Origin of the sequence: Paenibacillus sp. PvR098, from assembly GCF_017833255.1 — a bacterium.
GTDB lineage: Bacteria > Bacillota > Bacilli > Paenibacillales > NBRC-103111 > Paenibacillus_G.
This window is the reverse complement of record NZ_JAFIBU010000001.1, coordinates 4,173,265-4,198,465: the sequence shown is the minus strand read 5'-3', so window position 1 is coordinate 4,198,465 and position 25,201 is coordinate 4,173,265. Positions and strand designations below refer to the sequence as shown.

Sequence of the window (25,201 nt, the reverse complement as noted above, 5' to 3'; positions counted from 1 at the left end):
AGTAAGGGCTGCCCCTCAGTTAGAATGATGATGGGACAGCCCCTTGTTATGATTATGAAATACCGCAGGTTTCGGCCAGCAGCTCAACGAGGTGAACCGTTCGAACCTTGTCGGACATGCCTTCCTTCTGCACACCCAGCTTCATCTGCAGCAGACAGCCGGGATTCGTGGTGACGATCGTCGTCGCCTGGGTCGTCTTGACCGTCTCCATCTTGACGCCCAGGATTTCCATCGATTCCTCGTAATGGACTACATTATATATTCCAGCCGACCCGCAGCACATATTCGGGTTGGCCATTTCCTTATATGAGATCCCCGGAATCTGCTTGATCAGCTCCAGTGGTTCCTTGACCACCTTCTGCACGTTGGTCATGTGGCAGGAATGCTGGTAGGTGACGATCTCGTCCATCGGTTTGGAGAGAGGCAGCTCGCATACAGCCAGCACCTGGGTAATATCGCGGGTTTTGGCCACGAACGCCTTGGCCCGCGCCTCCCACTGTGGATCTCCATGGAACAGATGATCGTATTCCACCAGCATCGCGCCGCAGCCGCCCGCATTATTGATGATGAAATCCACGTCCAGCCGTTCAAACGCCTCGATGTTCTGCTTCGCCAGCATCATTGTATCGTCCTTGCGTCCGGCATGCGCGTGAAGCGCCCCGCAGCAGGTCTGCTCGGCGATCACCTGCACCTCGCAGCCCCCCAACGCCAGAAGTTCCATCGACAGACGATTAATCTTCTCGAACATTGCATCCATGATGCATCCGGTGAAAAAAGCTACTTTCCACTTCGGCTGGGTTCCCTTCGGTGGCTCGAAGAGACGCGGACGATTGCGCCTTGCTGCGGGAGAAGTCACCTGCGGCAGTACTTCCTCAAAGGCCCACAGGTTTTTCGGCAGGATCCGCGTCAGCTTGCTTTTGTGCGCCACCTTCTGCAGACCGCTCTTTTGGTACAGCCAGATCATATCGGCTGCGACCTTGAGCTTCTTCGAGTCGGGAAAGACGTCCTGAAACATGGCGTCCTGCAGCTTGCCCAGCGGCTTGGAGGTCCGCTTAGCCTTATGCTCCGCCAGCGCCTCCCGCGCCCCTTCCAGAATTTTGCCGTATTCCACACCCGACGGACACGCCGTTTCGCAGGCGCGGCAGCCCAGACACAGATCGATCGGCCCCTCCAGTTCACTGAGCGACAGATGTCCCTCCGCCGCCATCTTCACCAAATTGATCCGGCCGCGCGGCGAATGGGTTTCCCGTTCCATGGTCACGTAGGTAGGGCAGGCCGGTAAGCAGTAGCCGCATTGCACACATTGGATCGTTTCGTCGTAAGGCAATTCTTTGTTTCGGTTCATCGGCTGCTACCCCTCCGTTAAGTTGAGCCGCTGCCCGGGAGCAGGAAAAATCTTGCCCGGATTCATAATATTCTTCGGATCCCAACTGTCCTTGATCAGCTTCATCATTTGAAGCCCTGCTTTCCCCAACTCCATCTCCATGAACGGCGCCTTCATGTTGCCGATGCCGTGCTCACCGGACAGCGTGCCGCCCAGCTCGATCGCCGTTTCAAATATCTCCGTCACGGCCTGCTCGACGCGCTTCATCTCTTCTTTGTCCCGCTTGTCGGCCACAATGTTCGGATGCAGATTCCCGTCTCCGGCATGCCCGAACACAACCAGGTTGACGTTGTATTTTTCGCGGATCGTTTTCAACCGGGCAAACATCGCCGGGATCTGGCTGCGCGGAACGGTGGCGTCCTCCGAAATCTTGGTCGGCTTGACCCGGGTAATCGCCGGAGACACCAGTTTGCGCGCTTTCCACAAATTGGCCTCCTCCACTGCCGTGCTGGCGATCTTTACCTCGCGGGCCCCGATGGCTTCGCAAATCCGCCCGGCTTCCTTGATCTCTTCCTCGACCGTGCGGGCGTGGCCATCCACCTCAATGAGGATGATCGCCTCGGCGTCCACAGGCAACCCGCTCGGCTCGTAGTTTTCCACCGCATGAATGGAGGCTTGGTCCATGATCTCCATTTTGGAGGGCAGGATGCCCGAGGTCAGCACCTTCGAGATTGCTTCGCCGGAAGTCACGATATCATCGAAGATCGCCAGGAGCGTCGCCGTTTTCGGCGGCTTGGGAATCAGCTGCAGCGTCGCTTCGGTAATGACGCCTAGCGTCCCTTCCGACCCGACAATCAGCTTGGTCAAGTCATAGCCGGTCACATTCTTCACCGTGCGGCCGCCCGTACGGATAATCTCCCCCTGCGGCGTGACGAATTCCAGCCCCAGCACATAATCTTTCGTTACACCGTACTTCAAGCCGCGCGGCCCCCCGGAGTTCTCGGCCAAATTGCCGCCGATCGTCGAAACCGCGGAGCTGCTCGGATCAGGCGGGTACATCAACCCGACCTTTTCCGCCGCCGCATGGATGTTTCCGGTCAATACGCCCGGGGAAACGACCACGATGAGATCCTCGGGGTAGACCTCCAGCTTCTGATCCCACCGGGACAGATCCAGTACAATGCCGCCTTCGACCGGCAGCGGCCCTCCAGAAAGCGAGGTCGACTGGCCGCGAGGATACACCGGAATGACTTCCTCATAGGCCAGCTTGACGATGGACGCCACCTCGGCGGTGCTTTTCGGCTGCACGACCAGCTCCGGCATATAGGTCCCAAACGAACCGTCAAAGGAATAGCCGGCCAAATCCGCTTTCTCCGTCATCACGCGTTTGGGTTCAGGAATGATGGCACGCACCCGGCGTACGATGTCGGAATCTATTTTTCTATAAGCCACAGCCATCATCCTTTTACAGGTCCAACTGGAGGGACAGGAATTTATACTCCAAATAATCTTCAATGCCGTACTTGCCGCCTTCGCGTCCGACGCCGGATTCCTTGATCCCGCCGAACGGAGCTTGCGCTACAGTTGGCAGGGAGTCATTGATGCCGACGATGCCGTACTCCATCGCTTCGGCTACCCGGAACATGCGGGAGCCGTCTTTGGTATAAATGTAGGAAGCCAGCCCATAGACGGTGTCATTGGCATAGCGAATTGCTTCTTCCTCGGTTTCAAACGTAAAGATCGGCGCGACCGGGCCGAACGTTTCTTCATAGGAAATCTTCATGTCATGCGTCGCGTTAAGCAGCACGGTCGGTGCGAAGAAGCAGCCGCCCGCCAGTTCACCTTCGATAAGCTTGCTGCCGCCCGCCAGGATGGTGGCACCCTTCTCCACCGCATCGTCGATATGCTCCTGCGCTTTTTCCATTGCCGCTTTGTCGATCAACGGACCGATGTTGACGCCGTCATTCAGGCCGTTGCCAATGACGAGCTTCTTTACTTTCTCCGCCATAATGGAGGCAAACTTCTCAACCACGGACTTCTGCACATAGATCCGGTTCGTACAAACACACGTTTGACCGGCGTTGCGGAACTTGCTGGCGATCGCTCCCTCTGCCGCTTTCTCCAGATCGGCATCCTCAAATACGAGAAGCGGGGCGTGTCCGCCGAGTTCCATCGATACTTTCTTCATTGTGTCGGCCGACTGGCGTACGAGCTCTTTGCCGACTTCGGTTGAGCCGGTGAAGGTAATCTTGCGCACCACGGGGCTGGCCATCAGGGTGCCCACCACTTCGGAGGCGGAACCGTTCACTAGGTTCGCTACGCCCTTGGGCACACCGGCTTCATGCAGCGCTTTGAACACCTCAATCGCGGCCAGCGGTGTAGCCGACGCCGCCTTGAGGATGATCGTGCAGCCTGCCGCCAGCGCCGGGGCCAGCTTGCGGGTGATCATCGCGATCGGGAAGTTCCACGGGGTGATCGCCCCGACCACACCGACCGGCTGACGCAGCACGAAGATGCGCTTGTTCGGAGCAGAGGCTGGTATGGTATCTCCATAGATCCGTTTACCCTCTTCGGCGTACCAGTCCAGATAGTCGATCGCAAGACCGATCTCGCCTCTCGCCTCCGCCAGCGGTTTGCCCATCTCGCGGGTGATCAGCTCCGCAATCGGTTCGGTACGGCTGCGGAGAATCCCCGCGGTTCGGGTCAAAAACGTGTAGCGATCCTTCGCCGTTAAGCGGGACCACGGCTGCAGTGCGGCCTGAGCTGCGTCAATGGCAGCTTGCGCGTCCTCCGCGCCCCCTTTGGCAACGGTTTCTACTACTTCTCCCGTCGCCGGGTTGATCACGTCAAAGGTTTGATTGGACCTGGCATTACAGAATTCTCCATTAATATACAGCACGACATCTACCTCCCATGAACTCCTAAATTAGTGAATATTCTAATTATATCATTCTCCTAATAGAAACATCGATATTTACGGGATAATGTAATGAAGTCTAAATCAAGCCATACGACTAGCCATAAGGGAATAACACACCTTGATAAGCGCTTTCAATAATTTGTTTAATATCGTTGTCATGGGCCAGCCTTGGATTGGCCAACACATTTCCGCTTCTCATGGAGTCTTTAATCATTTGCGGCAGGTAATCCAGTGATACTCCCAAATCCTTAATGTTGTTTGGAATGTTAAAGGCTTTATTCATCTTTACGACAGCTTCAATGGCTTTCCGGCCTGCTTCAATCGTCGATAACCCACTGACAATTCCCCTAAGGCAGCGGCAATATCCTTGAATTTCTCAGGACATGCGGGCAGGTTAAATGCAAGAACATACGGCAGCAATGTTGCATTCGCGATGCCGTGAGGAATGTTGAAAACGCCCCCAAACGTGTGCGAAATCGCGTGTACATTTCCTAGTCGCGAGTGAGCAAAAGCGATGCCGGCAATAAAAGAGGCCGCCAGCATATTCTCCCTACTTTCCATGTCCGTCCCTACGAAGTAGGCCTTGTGCAGGTTTTCCCCAATCATTTTGACAGCGTGAATCGCAAAAGCTTGGCTGACAGGGCTCGCTAATTTCGAGGTATAAGACTCTATCGCATGAGTAAGCGCATCCATTCCTGTAGCAGCTGTAATTGCAGGCGGCAAATTGAGAGTAAGCTCAGGGTCCAAAATGGCCAGCTTCGGATATAAATACGGGCTGAGGATGGCCGTTTTGAATAAAGTTTGCGTGTTCGTAACTACAGTAGACGATGTCGCTTCACTTCCCGTACCTGCCGTTGTCGGAATAGCTACGAGCGTAAGGGAGGGGTTAGGTAATTTGTTCACTCCTTCGTAATCGAGTATGCTGCCGGTGTTATTAGCCATGGCGGCAATCGCCTTTGCCGTATCAATACTGCTGCCACCTCCTACGGCTAATACGAGGTCATATTTTCCTTGCCGCAAAAATTGGATGGCTTTGTCGACCACCTGACTCGTCGGGTTCGGTTCCACTTCATCAAAGATGTCGTAAGGGATATCGTATTTGTTCAAAGAAGCTTCAATGGGCTCCAGAATGTTAGCCTTTCTAACTCCTGGATCGGTGACAATCAATACTTTTTCTTTTGTGAACGGTTTCAAGAACTCTCCTGCTTTTCTAGCAAGTCCTCGGCCACACTCCATATGTGTGGGCATATAATATTTGTAACTATCCAAGTTGCGCCTACCCCTTTCTATCCTACTCCATGCTCTCACCTATTGGATATGTATCAATCCAAACATCACCGCCTCCACCATAATTAAAACGGTTTCCTCTCCAGGTTGCTTGGAGAGAATCCGTGAATCAGATTTCTTCCATCGCATTCAGTTGATGCGAGATATTGCCAATGTGGTCTGCCATGGCTTTCCGGGCCATTTCAGCATCTGCAGCAAGGATCGCCTCATAGACAAGTCTGTGTTCAACAAATACTTCTTCTGTTTTGCCCGGAATTTTAAGAGCATCAATTCTGGCCTGAAACACACCTTGAATGAAAAAGTCCGAGATTAATTTAAAGGTGTTGATCATCATGGAGTTATGACTGGCTTCAATAATAGCCGTGTGAAAAGCAAAATCTTCTTCTACGGCAAGCTCGCCCTGCTTGATTGAACTTTCCATTTGATCGAGCGCGCTCTTCATTCGTTTCAGATCCTGTGCTGTTCTTCGTTGAGCAGCAAAAAAGGCCGCATAACTTTCAACACCAAGACGTAACTCCAGCAATTCAAATATATCCTGTTCTCCATCGTTAAAGATGGAGTCGAATAACGAAAACAACTCATCCTTATCATTATGGTTCAAAAAGATACCGCTTCCAGGTTTGACCGTAATAATCCCTTTGGACGCAAGTACGCTTATGGCTTCACGAATAGGTCCTCTGGAAACGGAAAACATGGCTGCCAAGTCTCTTTCGGCCGGAAGCTTGTCACCCGGTTTCAATTCTCCCGATTCGATGGATTCTTTAATTCTACCTATGATAATCTCATGTACCTTTTGTTTTTTTATTGGAGCATAGTTCATGTTTATCCCGCCTTTATTTTGATCAGGTAGTAGAGTGGCTATGTGGTATTACCACCTGACCTAAAGTGATTCTAACATTGCATTCCAAACATTTCAATATAAATTTTAAATATTCAATTTATTTCTCGGGAAATCATGTTGTATGACTGCGACTTTTTCTACATCTGTGGCCTTCAAAAAAGACAAAAACGCCGGGATCATAAGACCCCGACGCTCATTCATTGCCCACTATTTCAAAACGAAACGATTAATCGCCGTGTTCATTTCCTGCGTCGTTTCGTACAACTGCCTGATGGATCCAATCACCTGATCCATAGAATGGATTTGCTCGGCAGAAATTGCAGCAAATTCCTGACTCGATTGAGCGGTTTGAGAGGAGAATTGTTCGATCCCTTGAATGGAAACATTAATTTGCTGACTTCCCGCCGCCAACTCTTCAACGGATGCAGATACATCCTGGATGTTATTGTTTATGTTCAGAATCCAGCTTTGAATTTCGGAGAAGGCGGAACCGGCTTCCCCTACTCTAGCTTGACCATCGTCTATTTCACGAAGCGAAAGCTCGATGGACCGCATTGCATTCTTACTTCCTTCCTGGATTTTGGAAATCATCGTTTGCACATGATTCGCTGCTTGGCTGCTGTTGTCTGCCAGCTTTCTCACTTCATGTGCAACCACGGCAAAGCCTCTACCCGCATCCCCAGCTCGTGCCGCTTCAATAGAGGCATTTAAGGATAACAGGTTCGTCTCTTCGGCAATACTTCTGATCGTGTGCATCACTTGTTCGATCTCTCTCGATAGCTCCACCAAATGATTCATGGTTTCAAACGAGTGATGAACCTCTTTCTGTACATGGCTTATTTTTTCAACTGCTTTTTGCACAACTGTGACCCCACTGGTAGACGATTGTTCCATTTCAATGGAATGGATTCCGATTTGATCGATGCTGCCGGCTACCTGCTGGAGACCATGGGCCATCTCCTTGATAATGATCGCATCATTGGTAACTTGTTCAGATTGAACTCTTGATTTTTCAGCGCTTTCTTGAAGACCCTCATAAAACATGTTAGATGCCTTGCCTGTATTATCAGCGTGATCCCGGATTTCATTAAACAAGCCAGACAATATGGCGGAAGAGTGCTTTACGTTCTCGACAATCTCGATCAGATTCACTCTCATCTTCTCAAATGATCCCGCCAAGTCTCCGAATTCATCCTTCCGCTTGATGTCGATCTTCTGAGATAAATCTCCCCGGCCGATTCTCTCTGAAAGACCTAACAACTGGTTAAGCGGCTTGCGAATAGAAGACGTCATCAGATAACCTAGTAATGCGGATACGATAAAAGAAACCACGATAAAAATTGTAGAGAATTGAAGGACTCCCTGGAACACTTTATTGGATTCCGTATAAGCCGTATGAGCATTCTCTTCGTTCATCCCAATAAAATTTTGGAAGCTCCTGTCCACGCCATTCATGCGAATTAATACGTGTCTTTGATAATGGGTTATCGCAAAATCCATCTGGTTATTGTCAACATAACCATAGACCTTTTGCACTTCAGGCAAATATTGCTCCCATAGGGACAAGAATAATTCCAATTCCTTTTTTTCCGCTTCATATAATTGGACAACGGAGAGCCCTTGTAATGCCTCTTCGATCATTTTGGCGCTCTCGTCAATTTTGCTCTTTTCTACATTCCGGCTTTCAACATCCTTGCTTAACAAATAACTTCCGATACTGCTGTTGATTCTATGCAAATTTGTGGCGACCGTACCCAGTTCGGTGATAGCAACCAGACGGTTCTTATAGATGTCTTCCAAATTACTGTTGATCTTACTCGCATTCGTGATCCCGAATACCCCAATGGCTACCAAAATAAGCAGCACCACGGAGAAACTCAAAATAAACTTTAGTGAAATTTTTAGATTATGAAACCAATTAAACAAGTTTTTAAACCAGTTCATGCCTTCTCCTCCAATGTTAGTATTGTTGACGTTGTTATTGCATAGCATAGTTATTATATCGTCATTGAAACCCCTAACCTTTAGTTTTTTTGGGATTTTTTTAAATATATTTTGGAAAAATCAAGGACCTTTGACTCATACAGTCTAAATACATGGTCACAGATATTTCGATTTCAGCAGTAGAAAAAGGACTGTCAGAACGGGCTGATGGACCTTTTACCCACTACTTTATGATCAGCCAACCGGGTCAATAGAAGAGGAACCCGCTTCAGTGGTTGCACATAGGCTGTAGGATTGGGGAGCGGAAGCCGTTATATGAATCGCTGTTTGATTATCGCTCTCGGAGTCGGCTTTCCGTCGGGAACTTCTAGGAGGTATTGAACCATGTGCTATCCTTTCTATAGGGTACCCTGGATGACTTGGCGAGGCTCTATCATTTACGATCCATTCGGCTGCATGATGCCGTACGCCGCCTGGTCACCCTATCTTTATGGCTTTGATCCTTGGAACGGCTATCCTACCGCTCCGATTACGAATGGCGGATTACGAGAGCCCGTGCCGTTGGAGCCTCATATCGGAGGTCCCGAAAGACCGGAGGAACATGCCTCCCACATCGAGCATCTCGATTGGTCATCCAAATATCCGACCGAGGTCATACTTCATGGTCCGCTCCTCAAAGAAGCGGCCCTGACGTTCGACGATGGTCCCGATGACCAATGGACACCGAAGGTACTCGACGTGCTTGCTCGATTCCATGTGAAAGCGACATTTTTTGTTGTTGGCAGCAGATGCGATAGAAACCCCGATATGCTGCGCCGTATCGCCCGGGAAGGACACGTGATCGGCAATCACAGCTGGAACCACCCCAATATGGCGAAGCTAAGCCCGGAGGTCATCCGTTCTCAAATTCAACGAACAGACGATGTAATCCGCATGGTGACGGGAACAACGCCCTTTCTCTTACGTCCGCCATACGGAGCCCTTAGCGATACGATCGTGGAAGAAGCCATAAAAGCGAAGAAAAAAATCATATTATGGAACGTGGACAGCCTTGATTGGATGCAGTTGAACGGTAAGCAGGTGGCAGCCAACATCCTGGCCCACACTTGTCCCGGATCGATTATCCTGCAGCACAGCGCAGGAGGCGTCGGCGAAAGCTTGCAGGGAACAGTAGATGCTCTTCCAGGCGTCATCAAAGCTCTGCGCACCCAAAGCTATAAGCTTCTTACCGTCCCAGAGCTGTTGAAAAATGATCTCTGATTGGCCCCAAAGCATACGAGGCCGTGAGGACACCGATTTCAAGCGTATTTGCGCCGAGGCTGGAAGCGAATAAAGTGATCGCTGGCCTGGACATATTCTGCAAAGCAGCCCGGCCTAAACTGCTTTACCACCTTATCAGGAATCATCCATTATTCATGAACCATTTCGTATTGAAGAAGAAAAAGCCGATGACCCACGTTATAGTGAGTTATCGGCTTTGAAATATGCGTTCAAACAATTCCACGAGAAGCTTTGATCTCGGAACCATCTCGTCAATGATAATATGTTCGTGCAGCGCGTGAGGGCCAGCCCCAACCGCCCCTAACCCATCGAGCGTTGGAACCCCTAAGAAGGAAGTGAAATTCCCATCGCTTACGCCTCCTACATGAACTCCTTTGATCTCGATACCAGCCGCCGTCCCCGCTTCCTTGGCTAACGAAAACAAAGCGCGGTTCTTTTCATTCTGCTCGAGCGGTGGACGATTCATCCCACCGGTCATTCGGACGGTTGTTCCGGGAGTATAAGACGATAGTTGGTTCATAAAGCTCTCTACCACTTCGATGTCCTTTCGATCCGAAACACGAATATCGATCATCGCTCTGGCATCCGCCGGAACCATATTCGGCCTGCTTCCACCTTCGATAACGCCAATGTTCACATTGATCCCGGTCGATATTTCCGTAAGCGATTGGATTCTAAGTACTTGGCGGGCTAACTCCACAACCGCATTGGCTCCGTTCTCCGGATCCATGCCGGCGTGAGCCGCTTTGCCTAGAACGTTCAGCTCGTAAAGTCCCCAGCCCTTTCGGGCCACTTTTAATTTCCCCGCAGGCCCCGCAGGCTCGACTACAAGAACCGCAGCGCTATTCTGCGCTTCCTGCTCAATCCAGGCCCTGGAAGCGGGACTGCCGATTTCCTCATCGGTCGTAAATAAAAAGACAATTTGCCGGCTTTCTCCCTGGAGCCTGTCGACATACCCTTTCACGGCAAATAGCGCTTGCACAATACCCGCTTTCATATCCAGAATGCCAGGCCCATACGCTTTTCCATCTTCGATACGAAAAGGACGTTTGACGACTTCCCCAAGCGGCCAAACGGTATCAACATGCGCCAAGATCAATATTTTACGTTCACCCGTTCCCCAGGTGACCTTTAATTGAGCACGGTGGTCTTGGTCCCCTAACAACTCCGCATGTCCACCCCATTGGCAGCAAACGTCCTTCAAAAATAACAGCAGCTTATGAACGGCGGATGGATTGTCGCTAGGCGATTCCAATTCCACTAACGTTTTTAAGAGACGCAACATCTCGTCCTGTACCATTGGTAATCCCAAGTCACTGCTCATCTTTGACCCCTACAATCCATTCATGATATGATCAGGCGTTTGTGACCGCATGGTTTTGATAATGTTATGGGCTGTGATCATCCCTACACGTTCCAAGGATTCATTGGTATAAGCCCCCATATGCGGCGTAGCAATGACATTAGGCAGCTGCAATAACGGATGAGCCTTGCTCGGAGGCTCTTGATCAAATACGTCTAATCCGGCACCCGCAATATCTTCCTGTACCAACGCATCGTATAATGCCTTCTCGTTGATGATTCCTCCACGAGATAAATTACAGATTAGAGCGCTCTTTTTCATACGTTTCAATTCCGACGTCCCAATCAGGTTTTGCGTTTGCTCCGTATGGGGAATATGAATCGAAACAAAGTCGGATTGCTCCAATAGCGTATCTAAAGAAACGAATGTAATCCCATGTTGGTCGGCATATTCATGATCGCTATAAACATCATAGGCAAGAATACGCATATCAAAACCTTTGGCTCGCCGGGCTACCAGCTTACCGATTTGCCCTAATCCGATAATGCCTATGGTCTTTCCCCATAGTTCCGTACCGACGACACGGGGCCACTCCCCTTCTTTCACGCGGAGGTCCGTTACAGGAATTTGTCTGGCTAGTCCCAAGAGAAGAGCGAACGTCAAATCCGCTACCGCATGACTGTTCGTGCCCGGTGCGTTGGTGACATAAATTCCCTTATGCCGGGCATACTCCAAGTCAATGTTATCAACCCCAACGCCGTGCTTGGCAATAATCTTAAGTCGGTTTGCTTTCTCCAGCACTTGTGCGGTGATGGGTTCCACCCCAGCGATCAGGGCATCCTTCTCCGCAATATATTTTCCTATCAAATCTTCCGTTGCTTTTTCCCCTTGGGGCAAAAATTCCAGTCCATACCCTTCATTTCGCAATAGTTCAACCGGTCTTCGGGAATAGAATCCAAACGATGGGGAAGTAGACAAAATTTGTACCGACATCTCGATCCCTCTTTCTTTAGTTCAAAGCAGGAACCTGCAGCGCTGCGGCCAACTGCCGCAATTCTTCCAACACATTGTCGCTGATCGGTATTCCCGACTGCATTCGCTTCTCTTCCATAGAAAATTCGATTTCCCCTGGCAAATATAGTTCATCCACGCCGCTTGCCCTAACCGCATCTTTCACGTAAGAGGATAGCATAGTCGTCATCGCTTTGAACCGTTCCACTTCAATGAAGGAAGATACATTAATCGCCAGCATAAAATGGGCAATCGACTGCCTTTGAGTCAAGTCATACATCGAGGGAATCATCTTTGAGAAATCACCGCCAGACAATACGCCGGTCAACATTTCAACCATCAGAGCAAGTCCAAATCCCTTCGGACCACCCATAGGCAAAATAAAACCACCGTTTAACACAGCAGAAGGATCGGTTGTAGCGTTCCCCTGCTTATCTACACCCCAGCCCTCCGGGATGGAGATCCCCTTCGTTTTCGCAAAAAGAATTTTACCTAAGGCCACATTACTAAGAGCCATATCCAACAGTAACGGGTGTTTATTTAGGGTAGGTGCGGCGATAGCTAACGGATTGTTGCCTAGTACTTTCTCAGCCCCTCCGATGGGAGGCATTAAAGGCGCCGTGTTGCTCATGACAATTCCGATCATGCCCTTCTGGCTGGCCATTAGGGCATAATGTCCCGCGATTCCAAAATGGTTGCTGTTTTTGGCCGTGACAATCCCAACGCCATATTCTGCGGCTTTCTCCATCGCCATTTCCATGGCCTTGGTCGCAACGACTTGTCCTGCCGAAAATGTTCCGTCCAGCACCGCTGTCGCCTTGCTGTCTTGCTCAACGACCACGTTAGAAACGCTGCGGATCAAGCCTTTTTGGATTCGCTGCACATAGATCGGCAGTCTCATAAGACCATGACTGTGAATGCCTCTGGCATCCGCTTCAATCATGGTGTTCGTTATGATCTCCGCTTCATGGTCCGGCACCCCTGCCTTCACCAAACAGCGGTTTGAAAATTCAATAAGCTGAGCTGTGTTCATGTCCATATTCTATCCTTCTTCCTTAGCATCAGATTTCCAAATCCGTAGACAGCACGTCTTTCTTTTTCTTCACTCCCGCCAAAATGCTGAAGAAAAGAATAAGGGTGGTGATTACCAGCAGCACCGCTGCGATCGGACGAGAGAAGAAAATGGAGAAGCTTCCATTGGAAATGGCTAACGATTGCAGAAGCGAAGCCTCGATTTCCGCGCCCAATACAAGCGTCAATACCGTTGCCGCGATGGGGATATCCAGCTTTTTCATCAAATAACCGATCAGTCCGAACACAATCATGACGCCCACATCAAACACATTGTTGCGGACCGTATAAGCTCCAACCAAAGTAAACATGATGATCAGCGGAAGAAGAATATTATACGGAATCTGCGCGATTTTGGCCCACATATTGGCTAACGGAAGATTCATGATCAGCAAAATAATATTTCCGATAAACATACTGGCAATGACAGCCCATGCAAATTCCGAGTTCTCATTGAAAAGCTGCGGACCCGGCTGCAGCCCGTGCATAATCAGCGCCCCCATGATCACAGCAACCGTTGGCGAACTGGGAAGACCTAGTGTAAACAATGGAATTAGGGCACTGCCTGAACAGGCATTGTTGGCCGTTTCCGGTCCCGCAACTCCTTCAATGGCACCCTTACCAAACCTTTCTGGGTTTTTGGCTACCCTTTTCTCCATCGCGTAAGAAGCGAGCGAAGCAAGCACCGCATTTGCGCCAGGAATGAGACCGATAAAAAATCCCAATCCGGTACCTCTGCCGATCGATTTCCACGTAGGAGACCACTCGCCCTTTCTCGGAAATAACCCTCTTACCTTCTCCGGCTTGTGCGTACTATTGCGATTTTCCGCATTCATTAAAATTTCGGAAATTCCAAACAGGCCCATCGCAACGATAACAAAATCGATTCCGCCCAGAAATTCGGGGACACCCGAGGTAAACCGGATCGCACCGGAGATCGGATCAATCCCGACCAAAGAAAGAATCAGGCCGAATGCCGCCGCGATAAACCCTTTCACCAGCGATTTCCCCATAAGTCCGATCAGCATCATCAGTCCTAATAGCATTAATGCAAAAAACTCCGGCGGTCCAAATCTCAATGCGAACTGAGAAAGAGGCGGTGCTATAAACGTCAGCCCGAGAAGCGCAGTAATGCCGCCTACAAACGAACCGATGGCCGAAACGCCCAGAGCCACCCCCGCCCGTCCTTGTTTGGCCAGCTGATGGCCGTCCAGACAAGTGATGACCGAAGCCGCTTCCCCCGGTATATTGATTAATACCGATGTAATGGTGCCCCCATACATTGCTCCGTAATAAATACCCGATAACATAATGATCGCCGAAGTCGGATCCATCCCATAAGTAAGCGGAATCAGAATAGCCGTTCCCGCCACCGGACCAAGTCCGGGCATGACCCCGACGAACATACCGATGGATACACCGATGAGACAAAACAGCAGGTTCTGCCATGTCAGCGCTTGAGCAAACCCGATCATTAGTAAATCTATCGTTTCCATACCCTCACCCCCCTACCATCCAAATCCATTCACCGGCAGCGGTATCGTTAGCGCTTTGGCGAAAATGACGAATATTGCAACTGAAATACCGATGGACAATGACAAAGACCAATACCATTTAAAGACCCGATAAAATAACATAAGCATGGATAACGTGCCCGCAGTAACAAAGCCAACCGATTCCACGATAAGAACAAATAAAACCATCGAACCTACAATCAGCAGAAACTCCCTTAATTCTTTGTTTTTGGGAAAAATATCGCTGATTTTAATCGATTCCTTCAGCACCGAGATCAAGTAAACAATAGACAAAACCATCATAAACAGACTTAGCCAGAAAGGAAAAAATCCGGGTCCAAAGCCTAACGGTCCCTCATAAGCCAATTGATTCGACTGCCAAAAAATAATTCCCGAAAACACCATTATAACCACAGCGGCCCAAACTCCAGCATTCCGCATCATTGCACCCCTTTCCACGGAGCGGGAAGGCTTGTCCGCAAGCCTTCCCCATGTATCACCCCATGTTTACAATCCAATGGCTTTCAAGACTTCACCGTTCGTTTTGAAATCCTGATCAATAATCGCTTTGAAATCAGTGGAGCTCTTGTAAACCGATGCCGCCCCGATCTTCTTGAATTGTTCTACCACTGCTGGGTCTTCCAGTGCCTTCTTGTACGCATCGTGAAGAATTTGAACCAGGTCATCCGGAACATTCTTCGGTACGACAATACCCGTCCATACATCTCCCTGAACATCGATATTTTTCTCAATGAGTAATGGAACATCCTTCATCTCGTCAGGCTTAAACGTACCGGCGATAAAAATGGGGCGTAAGGACCCGTCCTGAATGTAGGGTAATGCTTCTGTCGTTTGCACTAATGCCCCATGGACATTCCCGCCAAGCAGTGCCGTAAGTGCAGGGGCACCTCCTTTGAACGGAACGTGCTTCAGCTTGACCCCCGTTTTCACGGTAAAATTCTCCATGGCAATATGCTGAGTAAGACCCGCGCCAGTCGTAGCATAAGTAAACGTATTTGAATTCGCTTTCACATGATCATACCATTCATCAAACGTTTTCCAAGGGGAATCCGATTTCACTACAAGTACGTTAGGTACGGCAACCACTTGCATGACCGGTTTAAAATCATCCGCAGTGTATGCCGCTCCTCCACCGTGAGGCTTGATCGTGATCGGTCCGGATGTAGCCATCCCTATCGTATAGCCGTCGGCTTTCGACTGAAATACCTCCGTCATACCAATGGTACCGCCTCCGCCGTCTTTATTCACGATCGCTACGGTTTGCTCGTTAGGCAAGTACTTATGAATCACGCCGGCAAGCGCACGTGCGGCAATATCCGTGGTACCGCCCGGTGAGAAGGGTACGATCATCTGAATAGGCTTCGTCGGATAATCCGCTTTCTTTTCTTGAGCTGGCTGATCGCCATTAGCCGTAGTGGAACCTGTCGCCTGATTCGTACCGCATCCAGCCAAAGTAAGACCGAGTGAACAAACAATTGTTAGTGCCGTCAATGCTTTCACTTTTTTCATTTTGTTTTCCCCCTTTTTTATGCTTACTTTACAGTAACCGTATTGGTTAAACTACCGATTCCAGCCACTTCGACTTCTACGATGTCCCCGTCCTTTAGCGGAGATACTCCGGATGGGGTCCCTGTAATAATGACATCGCCCGGTTCCAGTGTCATGACCTGCGATACAAAAGATACAATTTCAGCAGTGGAGAAAATCATATCACTCGTATTCGATTCTTGCCTGATTTCGCCATTGACCCGAACTCGGATCGGAGCTTCATCCGGATTGATGTCCGTGACAATGGATGGTCCCAGCGGTTTATAGGTAGCAAAAGATTTCGCTCTTGTAAATTGTCCGTCCTTCTTTTGTAAATGACGGTCGGAAACATCGTTGCAACAGGTGTAACCGAATACATAATCCAGCGCATCGGTGACCGATACTTCGGCTGCCTGTTTACCGATGACGATCGCCAGCTCTCCTTCATGTTCGGTTCTATGCTCCGGATTGACCAATTGAATCGCATCACCCGGTCCGATTACGGCTGTTGGCGAAACCAAGAACATCATCGGTTCATCCGGCAGCGGCTTGTTCACTTCTTCTGCATGCTTTTTATAATTCAGACCGATGGCCACGATTTTTCCTGGTGTGATGGGAGACAGCAGCCTTACTTCACTTAAAGGGATTCGTTGATCTGTAATCTGATAGGCGCCAAAAATCGAACCTTCGATCTTAATAATGTCATTACCTTCAAGCAAACCATAGGATGTGAAACCGTTTGCTAAATACCTTAAGATTTTCATTTTAATCCTCTCTTCTCCTTAAAATACAAGCAACACGCTAAACCAAGGTTTAATTATCAGCTTTACTTCATTTCTAGTCAACTCAAACCTCAACGAAAACCATGTCATTTTCTATCGTTACTTCGTATGTTTTTACCTTGACCTTGTCCGGGTCAAATAGGGAACGACCGGTCTTAATGTCAAATTCCCAGCTATGCCACGGGCATCTCAGCACTTCTTTATCTTTCTCAAAGATATATTCTCCGACAGTATCCCCGGTACAACTGACATCTAACATCCCTGCCGATAAGCAGGGCCCTTTATGAGGGCATACATCGCGTAAAGCATATACTTCTCCGCTGGTTGAGCGGACCACTACAATGGCTTTTCGATCAATAGAAACCGCTTTTTTGCCTTCTGATTTCAAATCATCATATTTACATACCAGATGCTTCATGTCATAAACTCCTTTTGAGCTAGAGTCCTTATACTTTTAATTAAAGCCGATAAAAATCACGCGCGTTTTCAAATAAAATCTTTTGTTTTAAACGATCCGGTATTTGTTGAGGGATCGTGCGTTCCGGGGGATCAAAATCCCAGTGCGGATAATCGGATGCGTACATGATCATGTCCTCGGAGCCCATCATATCCACAATATTCAAAAATTGTTGGGGGGTCAGATCATCCCACGGCTGAGTAGTAAACCGCATGTTGTCGCGGAAATAGTCACTCGGCATCCGTTTCACCCAAGGTGTTTCTTGTCTTAGCGCCTTGTAGGCGGAATCCATCCGGTGCATCATAAAAGGAACCCACTCAAAGCCGCCTTCCACCAAAGCCACCTTCAATGCCGGATATTTATCGAATACTCCATTGGTAATCAAACTGATCGTTTGCGTCATATAAGCTTGGGGATGTACAGAGCGCCATGCCACATAGTATCGGAGAAAGTCTCCTCCCTGTGCGGTAATGCTCGCTGATAGATGCATAGCAATGGCCAAGCCATGCTTGTTGGCCGCTTCAAAGATCGGATGATACTGGGGCTCTCCCCAAGCAAAGTCTCCTATGGGCAGCATCACCTGAACCATTTGAGGATGAGCTGCCATACGCTCGATTTCCCTAACCGCCGCTTGCACATCCCTGGAGATCGTAATGGAGCCGAGCAGCCTTTTATCCTTCTCGAGCCAATGCTCAATCGTATAATCGTTGTAGGCCGATGCCCGCGCCGTGGCAAATTCATACCAGCCTTTGGCAACGCTAGCTTCATAGAACCATCCGGTTAACACGGCATGTGTCATGTTATGTTTATCTAACAACTGTTCTTTTAGCAATGGAAAACTCGAGCCCGGAGTGGAACCGTCTTCCGGAAGGGCGTCCATCCGGTATTTGGTCGCTTTTCTTATTTGATTAAACGGAATCGATCTTTCTGGAACCCAGCCATACTCTGCGATATATCTTTTCCATTGATCCGGCAAATAAGGCAGCAGATCTCGAGTCGATCTTATTTCATGATGCACATCTGTATCGATGATGCCCTTTAGTTGACTTACCTTTCGATTGTTACCGTTTTCAATATCTTGCCCAATAGTCACTTCATTTCCTCCTTACCGCCTGTTCACTTGTTGTTCATATTGTATTTCATTTGTTTGTTTTGATAAAATACACGTTGGTCATACTTATATGAATATTTGTCATACACGCCACTTTGTTTATTCATCGATACTTAACACCATTTTTCCGATATTTTTGTTCTGCTCCATATATTCATGCGCCTTCATGACATCTCTCCAGCTGAATACTTGATCAATGACGGGGACCAGCTTTCCACTGTTGAATTTCTCTTCAGAGAAACGGATGAATTGCTGCGTCAAATCGATCTTATTCTCCACCGATCGTGTACGCAAAGTCGAACCGATAAGCTGGATTCTCTTTCTTAAAAGCACCTGTAGGTTGAGCTTTTCAATCTGATATCCCCCCATGCCGCCAATGAGCAGCCATCGGCCATCTACGCTGATGGATTGCAGATTCTGCTCCCAATACGAGGCGCCCACCGGATCCAGAATGACCTGTACCCCTTTAGCAGAGGTCACTTCCGCTATTTTTTTAGAGAAATCTTCCTTTTTGTAATTGATCAGATGCTGGGCACCCAGGCTTTCGCAGATCTCTAATTTTTCCATTGAGCCTGCCGTCGCTATCGATATGCCGCCCATTTCCCTGACCAGTTGAATCGCAGACGTTCCGACACCGCTTGCCGCAGCATGGATAAGAACATGATCCCCGGCCGATACCTTGCCCAATACCGACAAATTCAAAAAAGCCGTCAAATAAGCCTCCGGGATGGCAGCCGCTTCCTCATAGGAGAATGAATTGGGAATCGGGATCGCCACGCCTGCCGGGATGACCACTTTTTCTGCATAACCGCCGCCCGGCAGGAGAGCGCAAACCCTGTCTCCCTCTTTCCAGCCCTGAACATTCCGGCCCACCTTCTCTACAATCCCTGCCATTTCTAACCCAAGTATGGTTGAGGCCCCCTCGGGAGGTGGATATTTCCCCCTCCTTTGAAGCAGGTCAGCACGGTTTAACGCCGTCGCTTTAACGGAAACGAGCAAATCATCATCGCCGGGCACAGGCTCCTCTGCTTGTCCAATGTATAATCGGTATGTCAGCTCTTCTACCAATACAGCTTTCAACCTATCACGCCCTTTCTAAAGATCAGTTCATTCTATGGACTACAAATGCGGTATAAATGGATTATTTATATTGTATTTCATGAATAGTTACTGATAAAATACATGTTAGTCATACCCATATGAATTATTGTCATATTGGAGGGTGCTGCGTGAACCTTGAACAACTGGAGTATTTAGTCGAAGTAGCAAGAACCGGTTCCATCTCAACCACTGCACATAATCTTCACGTATCTCAATCCGCGATTAGCAAGTCGATTCTTCGCTTGGAGCAGGATTTGGGCGTAACCTTGTTTACGCGATCACGGACGGGGGCCATCCCTACGTCTGTGGGGAAGCAGTTGGTTAGCAAAGCGGAAGAAATTATAGATAAGCTGCAAGATTTTAAAGAAATCGTCGAGGAACACAGTTCAAATGCCGATAAAACCATCAAATTGGCTACCGTGCCTATGTTTCTGGTCATTTTATCCCAATCCTTAGAATTATTGATGAATGATAATCAACACACTCAAATCGATATTACGGAGAAAAGCTCCAAAGAAATCATCCATGATGTCAGACAACATATGATTGATGTCGGCTTTATGGTTCTTAATAACGAGCTAAAGAGCGATAAAGAATTGGATTATAAGGTTTTGATGGAAGCCAAGACGTATGTTTGCGTCAACAAAAACTCCCCGCTAGCCGGAAAAGAGTATTTGACTCCCGAGGATGTCATCGACGAAAGAATTGTCATTTACAACGGAAGCATAAAAGAGTGGTTCAGTTATTACTTTGATCATAATGAGTCGTTCAAGTACTCGATTATTACCAATAACATCGAAACGATCAAAGGAAGCATCGCCAAAGGCTCCGCCATCAGCTTTTTATCTGAACTCACGATCAAAAATCATGATTTCTTAACCACCGGTGACATTGTAGCCATTCCGTTATTACTGCACGGCAATCAAATCAAAATGCAGATTGCATGGGTGAAATTAAAAAAGAACAAGTTCTCCACAGCTTCCAAACAATTGTTAAAACATCTAAAACACCAAATTGATAGCCTTTCTAATTAAGTAAATGAGAACGCTATCCATATCCCACGCTAATCGAAATGCAAAAAAACCAAAACCTTTATGCAGGTTTGGTTTTTTTGCATTTTCACCGCTTCTTACAACTAACGGACGGCTTCTTCAGGCTAATCCGCCGGTTCTAACACTTCTGTTTCCAGGCATATTTGGATGGATAGGATTTTATCGCCAACCGAAAAACGGACATGAATTCGATCTTCATCGATTTTGATGATTTCTCCCAGACCAAAAACCCGGTGCCCTACGATGCTGCCTAACCTCAATTCATCCTTATGTCGGATGGCTCTCGGATTGTGTGGTTTTACCGATGCTTTCTTCTCTGAGTGTGTTGGCTTTGGAGGATCAACAATGCTGCGAACATTCGAAATAAATGGGGACTCTTTTACTTTCTCGCCGTCCCGTTCTTTGTAAGTGATCAGCTCCAAGTCTATTTTTGCCCGTGTCATTCCAACGTAAAATAACCGGACGGCCTCCTCCATAAAAGATGGATTACCATTTCTATTTTTATCCATGTCTTCATTCGAAGGTATGATGCCGTCGATCAGATCAATCATATAAACCCGCTCAAACTCCAAACCCTTCGCACTGTGAAGAGTGGAGAACGTCACCACATTGTGATTCTTATTGAACTTTGATGTCTTCATCACCGATTCCAAGTACTTTAACCGCTTCGCAAACTCCTCCATGGTCTCGAGGCTGTTTGCAATCTCTTCCAGCGTGTTCAATATCCCGATCAAATACTCTTTACTGAACCCCAGTCTCTCACTCAACTTTTCGATGGCTTTCTCGTATCCCAATTTTCTTCGGATTCCTCGTATGGCATCAAGCGGGGGAATGCCTTTCATTTGCTGGAGGGTCTCTTTGCACTCCTGCAGTTGTTTACGCTGGTAATCCTTCAGCTGGACGTAATTCAGTAAATTGTCAAAGACGGATTCATTATTATGGATTTCCTTTAGTGCCGCCATTTGTTGTTTGGTTATATATCCGTTGATCTTGGTGTGAATCTCTTCCATGATATCCACACGCTTGTCCGTAAAGGTCATCCGCATGAAGTTTAAGATGTCCTTCACTACCCAATGTGAGAAAAATCGAATATCGGCATCCTTCATATAAAAAGGAATCCCCGCCCGATCAAATTCGTTCATCAGGGTAATGGAAGAAGAGTTATTTCGGTACAGCACCGCCAGATCTCGAAGGTTCTCCACCTTCTGGATCTCCTGAACCAAGTGCTTAGCCTGATATTGATAATCGGCTAAACTCCTGATTTTAATCGGCTTATGAGGCGGATTCCGGGTAAACATGTTTTTGTCATACCGGCTTTTGTTCCGTTTAATAAATTGATTGGCTGCATGCACTATGTCTTTAGATGACCTGTAGTTCTGTTCCATAAACAAAGTAACGGCCCGCGGATAGGATTGCTTGAAGTTCAACAGATAGGAAGGCTCAGCACCTCTCCAGCTGTAGATCGATTGATCATCATCGGCTACGACGCAAAGATTGCCATGCTTACGGACCAGCTTTTCTATGATGGCGTGCTGCACCAGTGAAGTATCCTGGCTTTCATCCGTAAGCACATAATCGTACCGCTGCTGAACCTTACGTAACAGTATCGTGTCCCGCTCCAGAACCTCATTTCCTATGGTTAGCATATCATCGTAATCGATCAGCAGCTTGTCCGAGCCTGAACGTTTAAATGCCTCATATTCCCGCAGAATCTGCTCGGCATTCTTCACGTCACACTTCACGAGCGACCATTCTTCCATAGGGATCATTTTATTTTTGATATAGCTGATATACGTGGTGAGCTCGTCCATTTGATCATCTGTGATGTTGTCCCCAGCCATCGTTTTGAACAAATGTCGGATAATGAGCTTCTTATGCAAAGGCGGATTGTCGGAATCAAAATCGACCTGTTCCCCTAAATCGATATCTCCCTCAATGATTTGATAGGCCGTTCCCGTTTTGCGAAAATGCTCCCGGACGACCTCGAAGGCAAAGCTGTGAATGGTCGAGAAATCAACTGGAGGAAGGTCGGGGAAAAAGCGCGTGAACCGCTCTTTCATATCCGCCGCTGAAGCGCGACTGAAGGTAACCGCCTTGATCCGCGACGGCGCTACTCTTCTCTCTTCAATGAGATAACCGATCCGCATAATGATCGTGGTTGTCTTCCCCGAACCCGGTGACGCCAAAAGAAGCAATGCCCCCTCCGTTTGAAGAACAGCCTGCTTCTGGACTTGATTTAAAGAAACACCGGTTTCTTTATTCTTTCTACTGAAAAAATCTTCACTTGCTTCCATGCCGAATTCCCTTTCCAATGGACTTCTATGCTATTATAGCATCTCCGTCACCTAACTTCCCCCTAAGTTCCACACCAAACTAATTCCAACAAATGTGATTGACATTGACGGTACGTAAAGGTCTGCGATGAATTTGTCAGGAGGGGTGAACTTGGAATATACCGTGCAAAAGCTAGCGCTCCTGGCGGGCGTCAGCACCCGGACGCTCCGATATTATGATGAAATTGGCCTTCTCAAGCCGGCGAGAATCAATACATCAGGGTATCGTATTTACGGACAGCCAGAGGTTGATCGGCTGCAGCAAATCCTTTTTTACCGAGAGCTGGGTGTTGGCTTGGAGGAGATCAAGGACCTGATCACCTCTCCATCCTTTGATGCTGACCATGCACTGAGGCAGCATCGCGAAAGGCTTCTCGAGAAACGGAAACAGCTAGATGCGCTGAATGCTTGGGATACCCGCCTGTCTGGCCGCAGCCACCGCATTCGACTTCGTCGTTACGATGCCGTCCACCTTAAATTGCTTTGCCGGTACTCCACGGTGTGCGAATCTCTGCCCAAGCCCGAAACCATCTCCAAATGGACGTATACCTGCTTCCCCGTTTCATGAATTTGCCTAATGATCGATTCCAGATTGCCGATATGTCCCGCCATCAGATTGACTCGCTTCACGCTGCTGTTCAATAATTCGGAAATTTGCTCCTCTTTTGTGACCGATGCGATGATCGGATAACTTTTCACGAATATCCACCTCCTCATTTGCGTACTACCACTATACCCTTCTATTGTTTGCTGAGTGTTAATCTATAGCGTCTTAAGTCATGTTTTATGAAAATCTATGAAAAACAGTGAAAATCGATAAAATCATGAGATCAAGGGGTATGATATTCGCTTTCATTCGTTTTCAATGGAAATGATTGCCGTTTTCATAGGGGAATATCGACTTTGCCAAAAGGTGCCGGAGGTACGATAATAAAGCTATACAATATCAAGGAGGTCATTTCAAATGTTAAAAAAATTAGTTGCTGCTTTCAACAAGATGATCGATGCTCTCGAAGTCAAAGAAGACAAAACCCATTCGATCTATAATCAATATCGTAACCGGATGTACGAATAAGCTGCTCACGCTGTTATCTGCTCCACGATACACACTTCTTCCCCCTATCCTTATAAAATCATAGTCTGTTAAGGTGATTAGATGAAGCTGAATAATGAAATAAGGCCCTGTTCTCTCCGAAACCGGAAATGGAATAGGGTCTTTTCGCATAGATGGAGCTCGTGATCATTTTACAGTTTACTACCTTGAGGTGATAGTGGTAGTGTATTGTTGTAATATCTTGTTAACACAGTCAGGTAAGAGGAGGAGAATAACATCACGAACAAAGGGGTTATTATGGTTCTATGCGCCGCAATCTGCTGGGCGTTTTCCGGAATCGCAGCACAGCTCTTTTTCCAGCACTTCATTTCAACGCCAGGCTTGTTAGTCTCTATTCGTTTGCTGTCCGCCGGCAGCATCATGATCCTGCTGCAATGCTTATTTCAGGGATCCAAAAGCGCTTTCTCCGTTTGGTCACATAAAAAGGATCGGCTAACCTTACTTGTTTTTGGGTTTATCGGGATGCTGGGCGTTCAATACACTTTTTTTGCCGCGATTCACCATGGCAATGCGGCTACTGCCACCTTGCTGCAGTATTTAGGGCCTATCTTCATCATCGTCTTTGTCTCGCTGCGCCTGCGACGAAGACCGGGAAGCAGAGAGCTCATTGCGTTCCTATTAGCGCTGATCGGGATTTTCTTCATGACGACGAGCGGCTCTATCCATTCTTTAACGATTACGAAGGAAGCGTTTTCGTGGGGGATTATCTCCGCATTAGCCGCGGCTTTCTATACTTTATACCCTGCGAAGCTATTGAAAGCATGGGGACCGGTTTCCGTTGTCGGATGGAGTATGATTATCGGGGGCATCGGACTTAGTATGTTTCACCCTCCTTGGCAATTCGACTGGAGCCAGGGATCCTTGCTCATGTTTTTCATGCTCGCATTTATCGTGCTCATAGGCACCATCACGCCATTCTATCTGTTTCTGGACAGCCTTCGGTTCGTCACACCGGCTCAGGCCAGCATCCTCGGCAGCGCCGAGCCATTAACCGCCGTATTGGTGACCACCGTGTTTTTGCATACGCCTATGGATTTGATACAGCTCCTTGGCAGCCTTTGCATCATCGTATCTGTCCTTGTGTTAGCGTTTCGTTCGGCACGCAAGGATTTCCCGGGCAATCATTCAACCGCCGTCTAAATGATAAGAACCAGCTGCAGCAGTTGGCCCAAGAAATTCAGGAGTCCACCGATGTTTATTTTCACCA

At 48.1% G+C, this 25,201-nt stretch carries 20 protein-coding genes and 2 pseudogenes; 4 read left to right on the top strand and 18 right to left on the bottom strand.

Features of this window, described 5'->3' with window-relative positions; all coding sequences use genetic code 11:
- Positions 1-52: 52 nt before the first annotated feature.
- The 6 genes and pseudogenes from JOE45_RS20800 to JOE45_RS20770 form a co-directional block, all read right to left on the bottom strand.
- Positions 53-1,345, bottom strand: coding sequence for a (Fe-S)-binding protein (locus JOE45_RS20800; protein WP_210022556.1), 1,293 nt, complete (start codon positions 1,343-1,345; stop codon positions 53-55).
- 6 nt (positions 1,346-1,351) lie between these two features.
- Complete coding sequence (locus JOE45_RS20795; protein ID WP_245247504.1) at positions 1,352-2,704, bottom strand: FAD-binding oxidoreductase; 1,353 nt, start codon at positions 2,702-2,704, stop codon at positions 1,352-1,354.
- Between the two features lie 85 nt (positions 2,705-2,789).
- Positions 2,790-4,220 (bottom strand): NAD-dependent succinate-semialdehyde dehydrogenase, encoded by a 1,431-nt coding sequence (locus JOE45_RS20790; RefSeq protein WP_210023540.1) that lies wholly within the window; start codon positions 4,218-4,220, stop codon positions 2,790-2,792.
- Between the two features lie 118 nt (positions 4,221-4,338).
- Positions 4,339-5,480 (bottom strand): annotated as a pseudogene (locus JOE45_RS20780) (iron-containing alcohol dehydrogenase).
- A gap of 160 nt (positions 5,481-5,640) precedes the next feature.
- Positions 5,641-6,351, bottom strand: coding sequence for a FadR/GntR family transcriptional regulator (locus tag JOE45_RS20775; protein WP_210022558.1), 711 nt, complete (start codon positions 6,349-6,351; stop codon positions 5,641-5,643).
- Positions 6,352-6,579: 228 nt separating this feature from the next.
- Complete coding sequence (locus JOE45_RS20770; protein ID WP_210022559.1) at positions 6,580-8,316, bottom strand: methyl-accepting chemotaxis protein; 1,737 nt, start codon at positions 8,314-8,316, stop codon at positions 6,580-6,582.
- Between the two features lie 384 nt (positions 8,317-8,700).
- On the opposite strand from JOE45_RS20770, the gene JOE45_RS20765 reads away from it, so the two are divergent.
- Complete coding sequence (locus JOE45_RS20765) at positions 8,701-9,576, top strand: polysaccharide deacetylase family protein (protein ID WP_245247104.1); 876 nt, start codon at positions 8,701-8,703, stop codon at positions 9,574-9,576.
- A 208-nt stretch (positions 9,577-9,784) separates the two neighbouring features.
- Here JOE45_RS20765 and JOE45_RS20760 read toward each other — a convergent pair whose 3' ends face one another.
- From JOE45_RS20760 to JOE45_RS20715, 10 genes are all read right to left on the bottom strand, one after another.
- Positions 9,785-10,921, bottom strand: coding sequence for a M20 family metallopeptidase (locus tag JOE45_RS20760; RefSeq protein WP_210022560.1), 1,137 nt, complete (start codon positions 10,919-10,921; stop codon positions 9,785-9,787).
- Between the two features lie 9 nt (positions 10,922-10,930).
- The gene (locus tag JOE45_RS20755; RefSeq protein ID WP_210022561.1) at positions 10,931-11,893 is read right to left on the bottom strand and encodes a phosphoglycerate dehydrogenase; all 963 of its coding nucleotides are present in this window, start codon (positions 11,891-11,893) and stop codon (positions 10,931-10,933) included.
- 16 nt (positions 11,894-11,909) lie between these two features.
- On the bottom strand, positions 11,910-12,950 hold the full coding sequence (locus JOE45_RS20750) for an Ldh family oxidoreductase (protein ID WP_210022562.1): 1,041 nt from the start codon (positions 12,948-12,950) through the stop codon (positions 11,910-11,912).
- 22 nt (positions 12,951-12,972) lie between these two features.
- Positions 12,973-14,478, bottom strand: coding sequence for a tripartite tricarboxylate transporter permease (locus tag JOE45_RS20745; protein ID WP_210022563.1), 1,506 nt, complete (start codon positions 14,476-14,478; stop codon positions 12,973-12,975).
- 12 nt (positions 14,479-14,490) lie between these two features.
- Positions 14,491-14,937 (bottom strand): tripartite tricarboxylate transporter TctB family protein, encoded by a 447-nt coding sequence (locus JOE45_RS20740; protein WP_210022564.1) that lies wholly within the window; start codon positions 14,935-14,937, stop codon positions 14,491-14,493.
- Between the two features lie 66 nt (positions 14,938-15,003).
- Entirely contained in the window at positions 15,004-16,026 is a 1,023-nt protein-coding gene (locus JOE45_RS20735) for a tripartite tricarboxylate transporter substrate binding protein (RefSeq protein ID WP_210022565.1), read from the bottom strand.
- 23 nt (positions 16,027-16,049) lie between these two features.
- Entirely contained in the window at positions 16,050-16,808 is a 759-nt protein-coding gene (locus JOE45_RS20730) for a fumarylacetoacetate hydrolase family protein (RefSeq protein WP_210022566.1), read from the bottom strand.
- 82 nt (positions 16,809-16,890) lie between these two features.
- Complete coding sequence (locus JOE45_RS20725; RefSeq protein ID WP_210022567.1) at positions 16,891-17,244, bottom strand: Rieske (2Fe-2S) protein; 354 nt, start codon at positions 17,242-17,244, stop codon at positions 16,891-16,893.
- A gap of 40 nt (positions 17,245-17,284) precedes the next feature.
- Positions 17,285-18,376 carry an amidohydrolase family protein gene (locus tag JOE45_RS20720; RefSeq protein WP_210022568.1) on the bottom strand — a complete coding sequence of 364 codons (1,092 nt, stop codon included), beginning with the start codon at positions 18,374-18,376 and terminating at the stop codon, positions 17,285-17,287.
- A gap of 117 nt (positions 18,377-18,493) precedes the next feature.
- Positions 18,494-19,474 (bottom strand): NAD(P)H-quinone oxidoreductase, encoded by a 981-nt coding sequence (locus tag JOE45_RS20715; RefSeq protein WP_210022569.1) that lies wholly within the window; start codon positions 19,472-19,474, stop codon positions 18,494-18,496.
- Between the two features lie 149 nt (positions 19,475-19,623).
- Between JOE45_RS20715 and JOE45_RS20710 the strand changes: the two genes are divergently transcribed.
- Positions 19,624-20,529 carry a LysR family transcriptional regulator gene (locus JOE45_RS20710; protein ID WP_210022570.1) on the top strand — a complete coding sequence of 302 codons (906 nt, stop codon included), beginning with the start codon at positions 19,624-19,626 and terminating at the stop codon, positions 20,527-20,529.
- 122 nt (positions 20,530-20,651) lie between these two features.
- On the opposite strand, the gene JOE45_RS20705 is transcribed toward JOE45_RS20710, so the two are convergent.
- A complete protein-coding gene (locus JOE45_RS20705) occupies positions 20,652-22,841 on the bottom strand; it encodes an ATP-dependent helicase (RefSeq protein ID WP_210022571.1) in 2,190 nt (729 codons plus the stop codon).
- A gap of 151 nt (positions 22,842-22,992) precedes the next feature.
- On the opposite strand from JOE45_RS20705, the pseudogene JOE45_RS20700 reads away from it, so the two are divergent.
- Positions 22,993-23,289: pseudogene (locus JOE45_RS20700) on the top strand (MerR family transcriptional regulator); the annotation flags it as partial.
- A 47-nt stretch (positions 23,290-23,336) separates the two neighbouring features.
- Here the strand turns inward: JOE45_RS20700 and JOE45_RS20695 are convergent.
- The gene (locus tag JOE45_RS20695; protein ID WP_245247461.1) at positions 23,337-23,597 is read right to left on the bottom strand and encodes a glycerol-3-phosphate responsive antiterminator; all 261 of its coding nucleotides are present in this window, start codon (positions 23,595-23,597) and stop codon (positions 23,337-23,339) included.
- Between the two features lie 634 nt (positions 23,598-24,231).
- On the opposite strand from JOE45_RS20695, the gene JOE45_RS20690 reads away from it, so the two are divergent.
- Complete coding sequence (locus JOE45_RS20690; RefSeq protein WP_245247102.1) at positions 24,232-25,134, top strand: DMT family transporter; 903 nt, start codon at positions 24,232-24,234, stop codon at positions 25,132-25,134.
- The last annotated feature ends 67 nt before the right edge of the window (positions 25,135-25,201 follow it).

What these genes read in the sequence shown, in the direction of transcription:
- JOE45_RS20740 (WP_210022564.1), bottom strand. Translation starts at nt 14,937, where the DNA reads ATGCGGAATGCTGGAGTTTGGGCCGCTGTGGTTATAATGGTGTTTTCG.
- JOE45_RS20755 (WP_210022561.1), bottom strand. Translation starts at nt 11,893, where the DNA reads ATGTCGGTACAAATTTTGTCTACTTCCCCATCGTTTGGATTCTATTCC.
- JOE45_RS20725 (WP_210022567.1), bottom strand. Translation starts at nt 17,244, where the DNA reads ATGAAGCATCTGGTATGTAAATATGATGATTTGAAATCAGAAGGCAAA.
- JOE45_RS20765 (WP_245247104.1), top strand. Translation starts at nt 8,701, where the DNA reads ATGTGCTATCCTTTCTATAGGGTACCCTGGATGACTTGGCGAGGCTCT.
- JOE45_RS20760 (WP_210022560.1), bottom strand. Translation starts at nt 10,921, where the DNA reads ATGAGCAGTGACTTGGGATTACCAATGGTACAGGACGAGATGTTGCGT.
- JOE45_RS20795 (WP_245247504.1), bottom strand. Translation starts at nt 2,704, where the DNA reads ATGACGGAGAAAGCGGATTTGGCCGGCTATTCCTTTGACGGTTCGTTT.
- JOE45_RS20730 (WP_210022566.1), bottom strand. Translation starts at nt 16,808, where the DNA reads ATGAAAATCTTAAGGTATTTAGCAAACGGTTTCACATCCTATGGTTTG.
- JOE45_RS20750 (WP_210022562.1), bottom strand. Translation starts at nt 12,950, where the DNA reads ATGGACATGAACACAGCTCAGCTTATTGAATTTTCAAACCGCTGTTTG.
- JOE45_RS20770 (WP_210022559.1), bottom strand. Translation starts at nt 8,316, where the DNA reads ATGAACTGGTTTAAAAACTTGTTTAATTGGTTTCATAATCTAAAAATT.
- JOE45_RS20735 (WP_210022565.1), bottom strand. Translation starts at nt 16,026, where the DNA reads ATGAAAAAAGTGAAAGCATTGACGGCACTAACAATTGTTTGTTCACTC.
- JOE45_RS20800 (WP_210022556.1), bottom strand. Translation starts at nt 1,345, where the DNA reads ATGAACCGAAACAAAGAATTGCCTTACGACGAAACGATCCAATGTGTG.
- JOE45_RS20695 (WP_245247461.1), bottom strand. Translation starts at nt 23,597, where the DNA reads ATGAGGAGGTGGATATTCGTGAAAAGTTATCCGATCATCGCATCGGTC.
- JOE45_RS20745 (WP_210022563.1), bottom strand. Translation starts at nt 14,478, where the DNA reads ATGGAAACGATAGATTTACTAATGATCGGGTTTGCTCAAGCGCTGACA.
- JOE45_RS20690 (WP_245247102.1), top strand. Translation starts at nt 24,232, where the DNA reads ATGGTTCTATGCGCCGCAATCTGCTGGGCGTTTTCCGGAATCGCAGCA.
- JOE45_RS20775 (WP_210022558.1), bottom strand. Translation starts at nt 6,351, where the DNA reads ATGAACTATGCTCCAATAAAAAAACAAAAGGTACATGAGATTATCATA.
- JOE45_RS20705 (WP_210022571.1), bottom strand. Translation starts at nt 22,841, where the DNA reads ATGGAAGCAAGTGAAGATTTTTTCAGTAGAAAGAATAAAGAAACCGGT.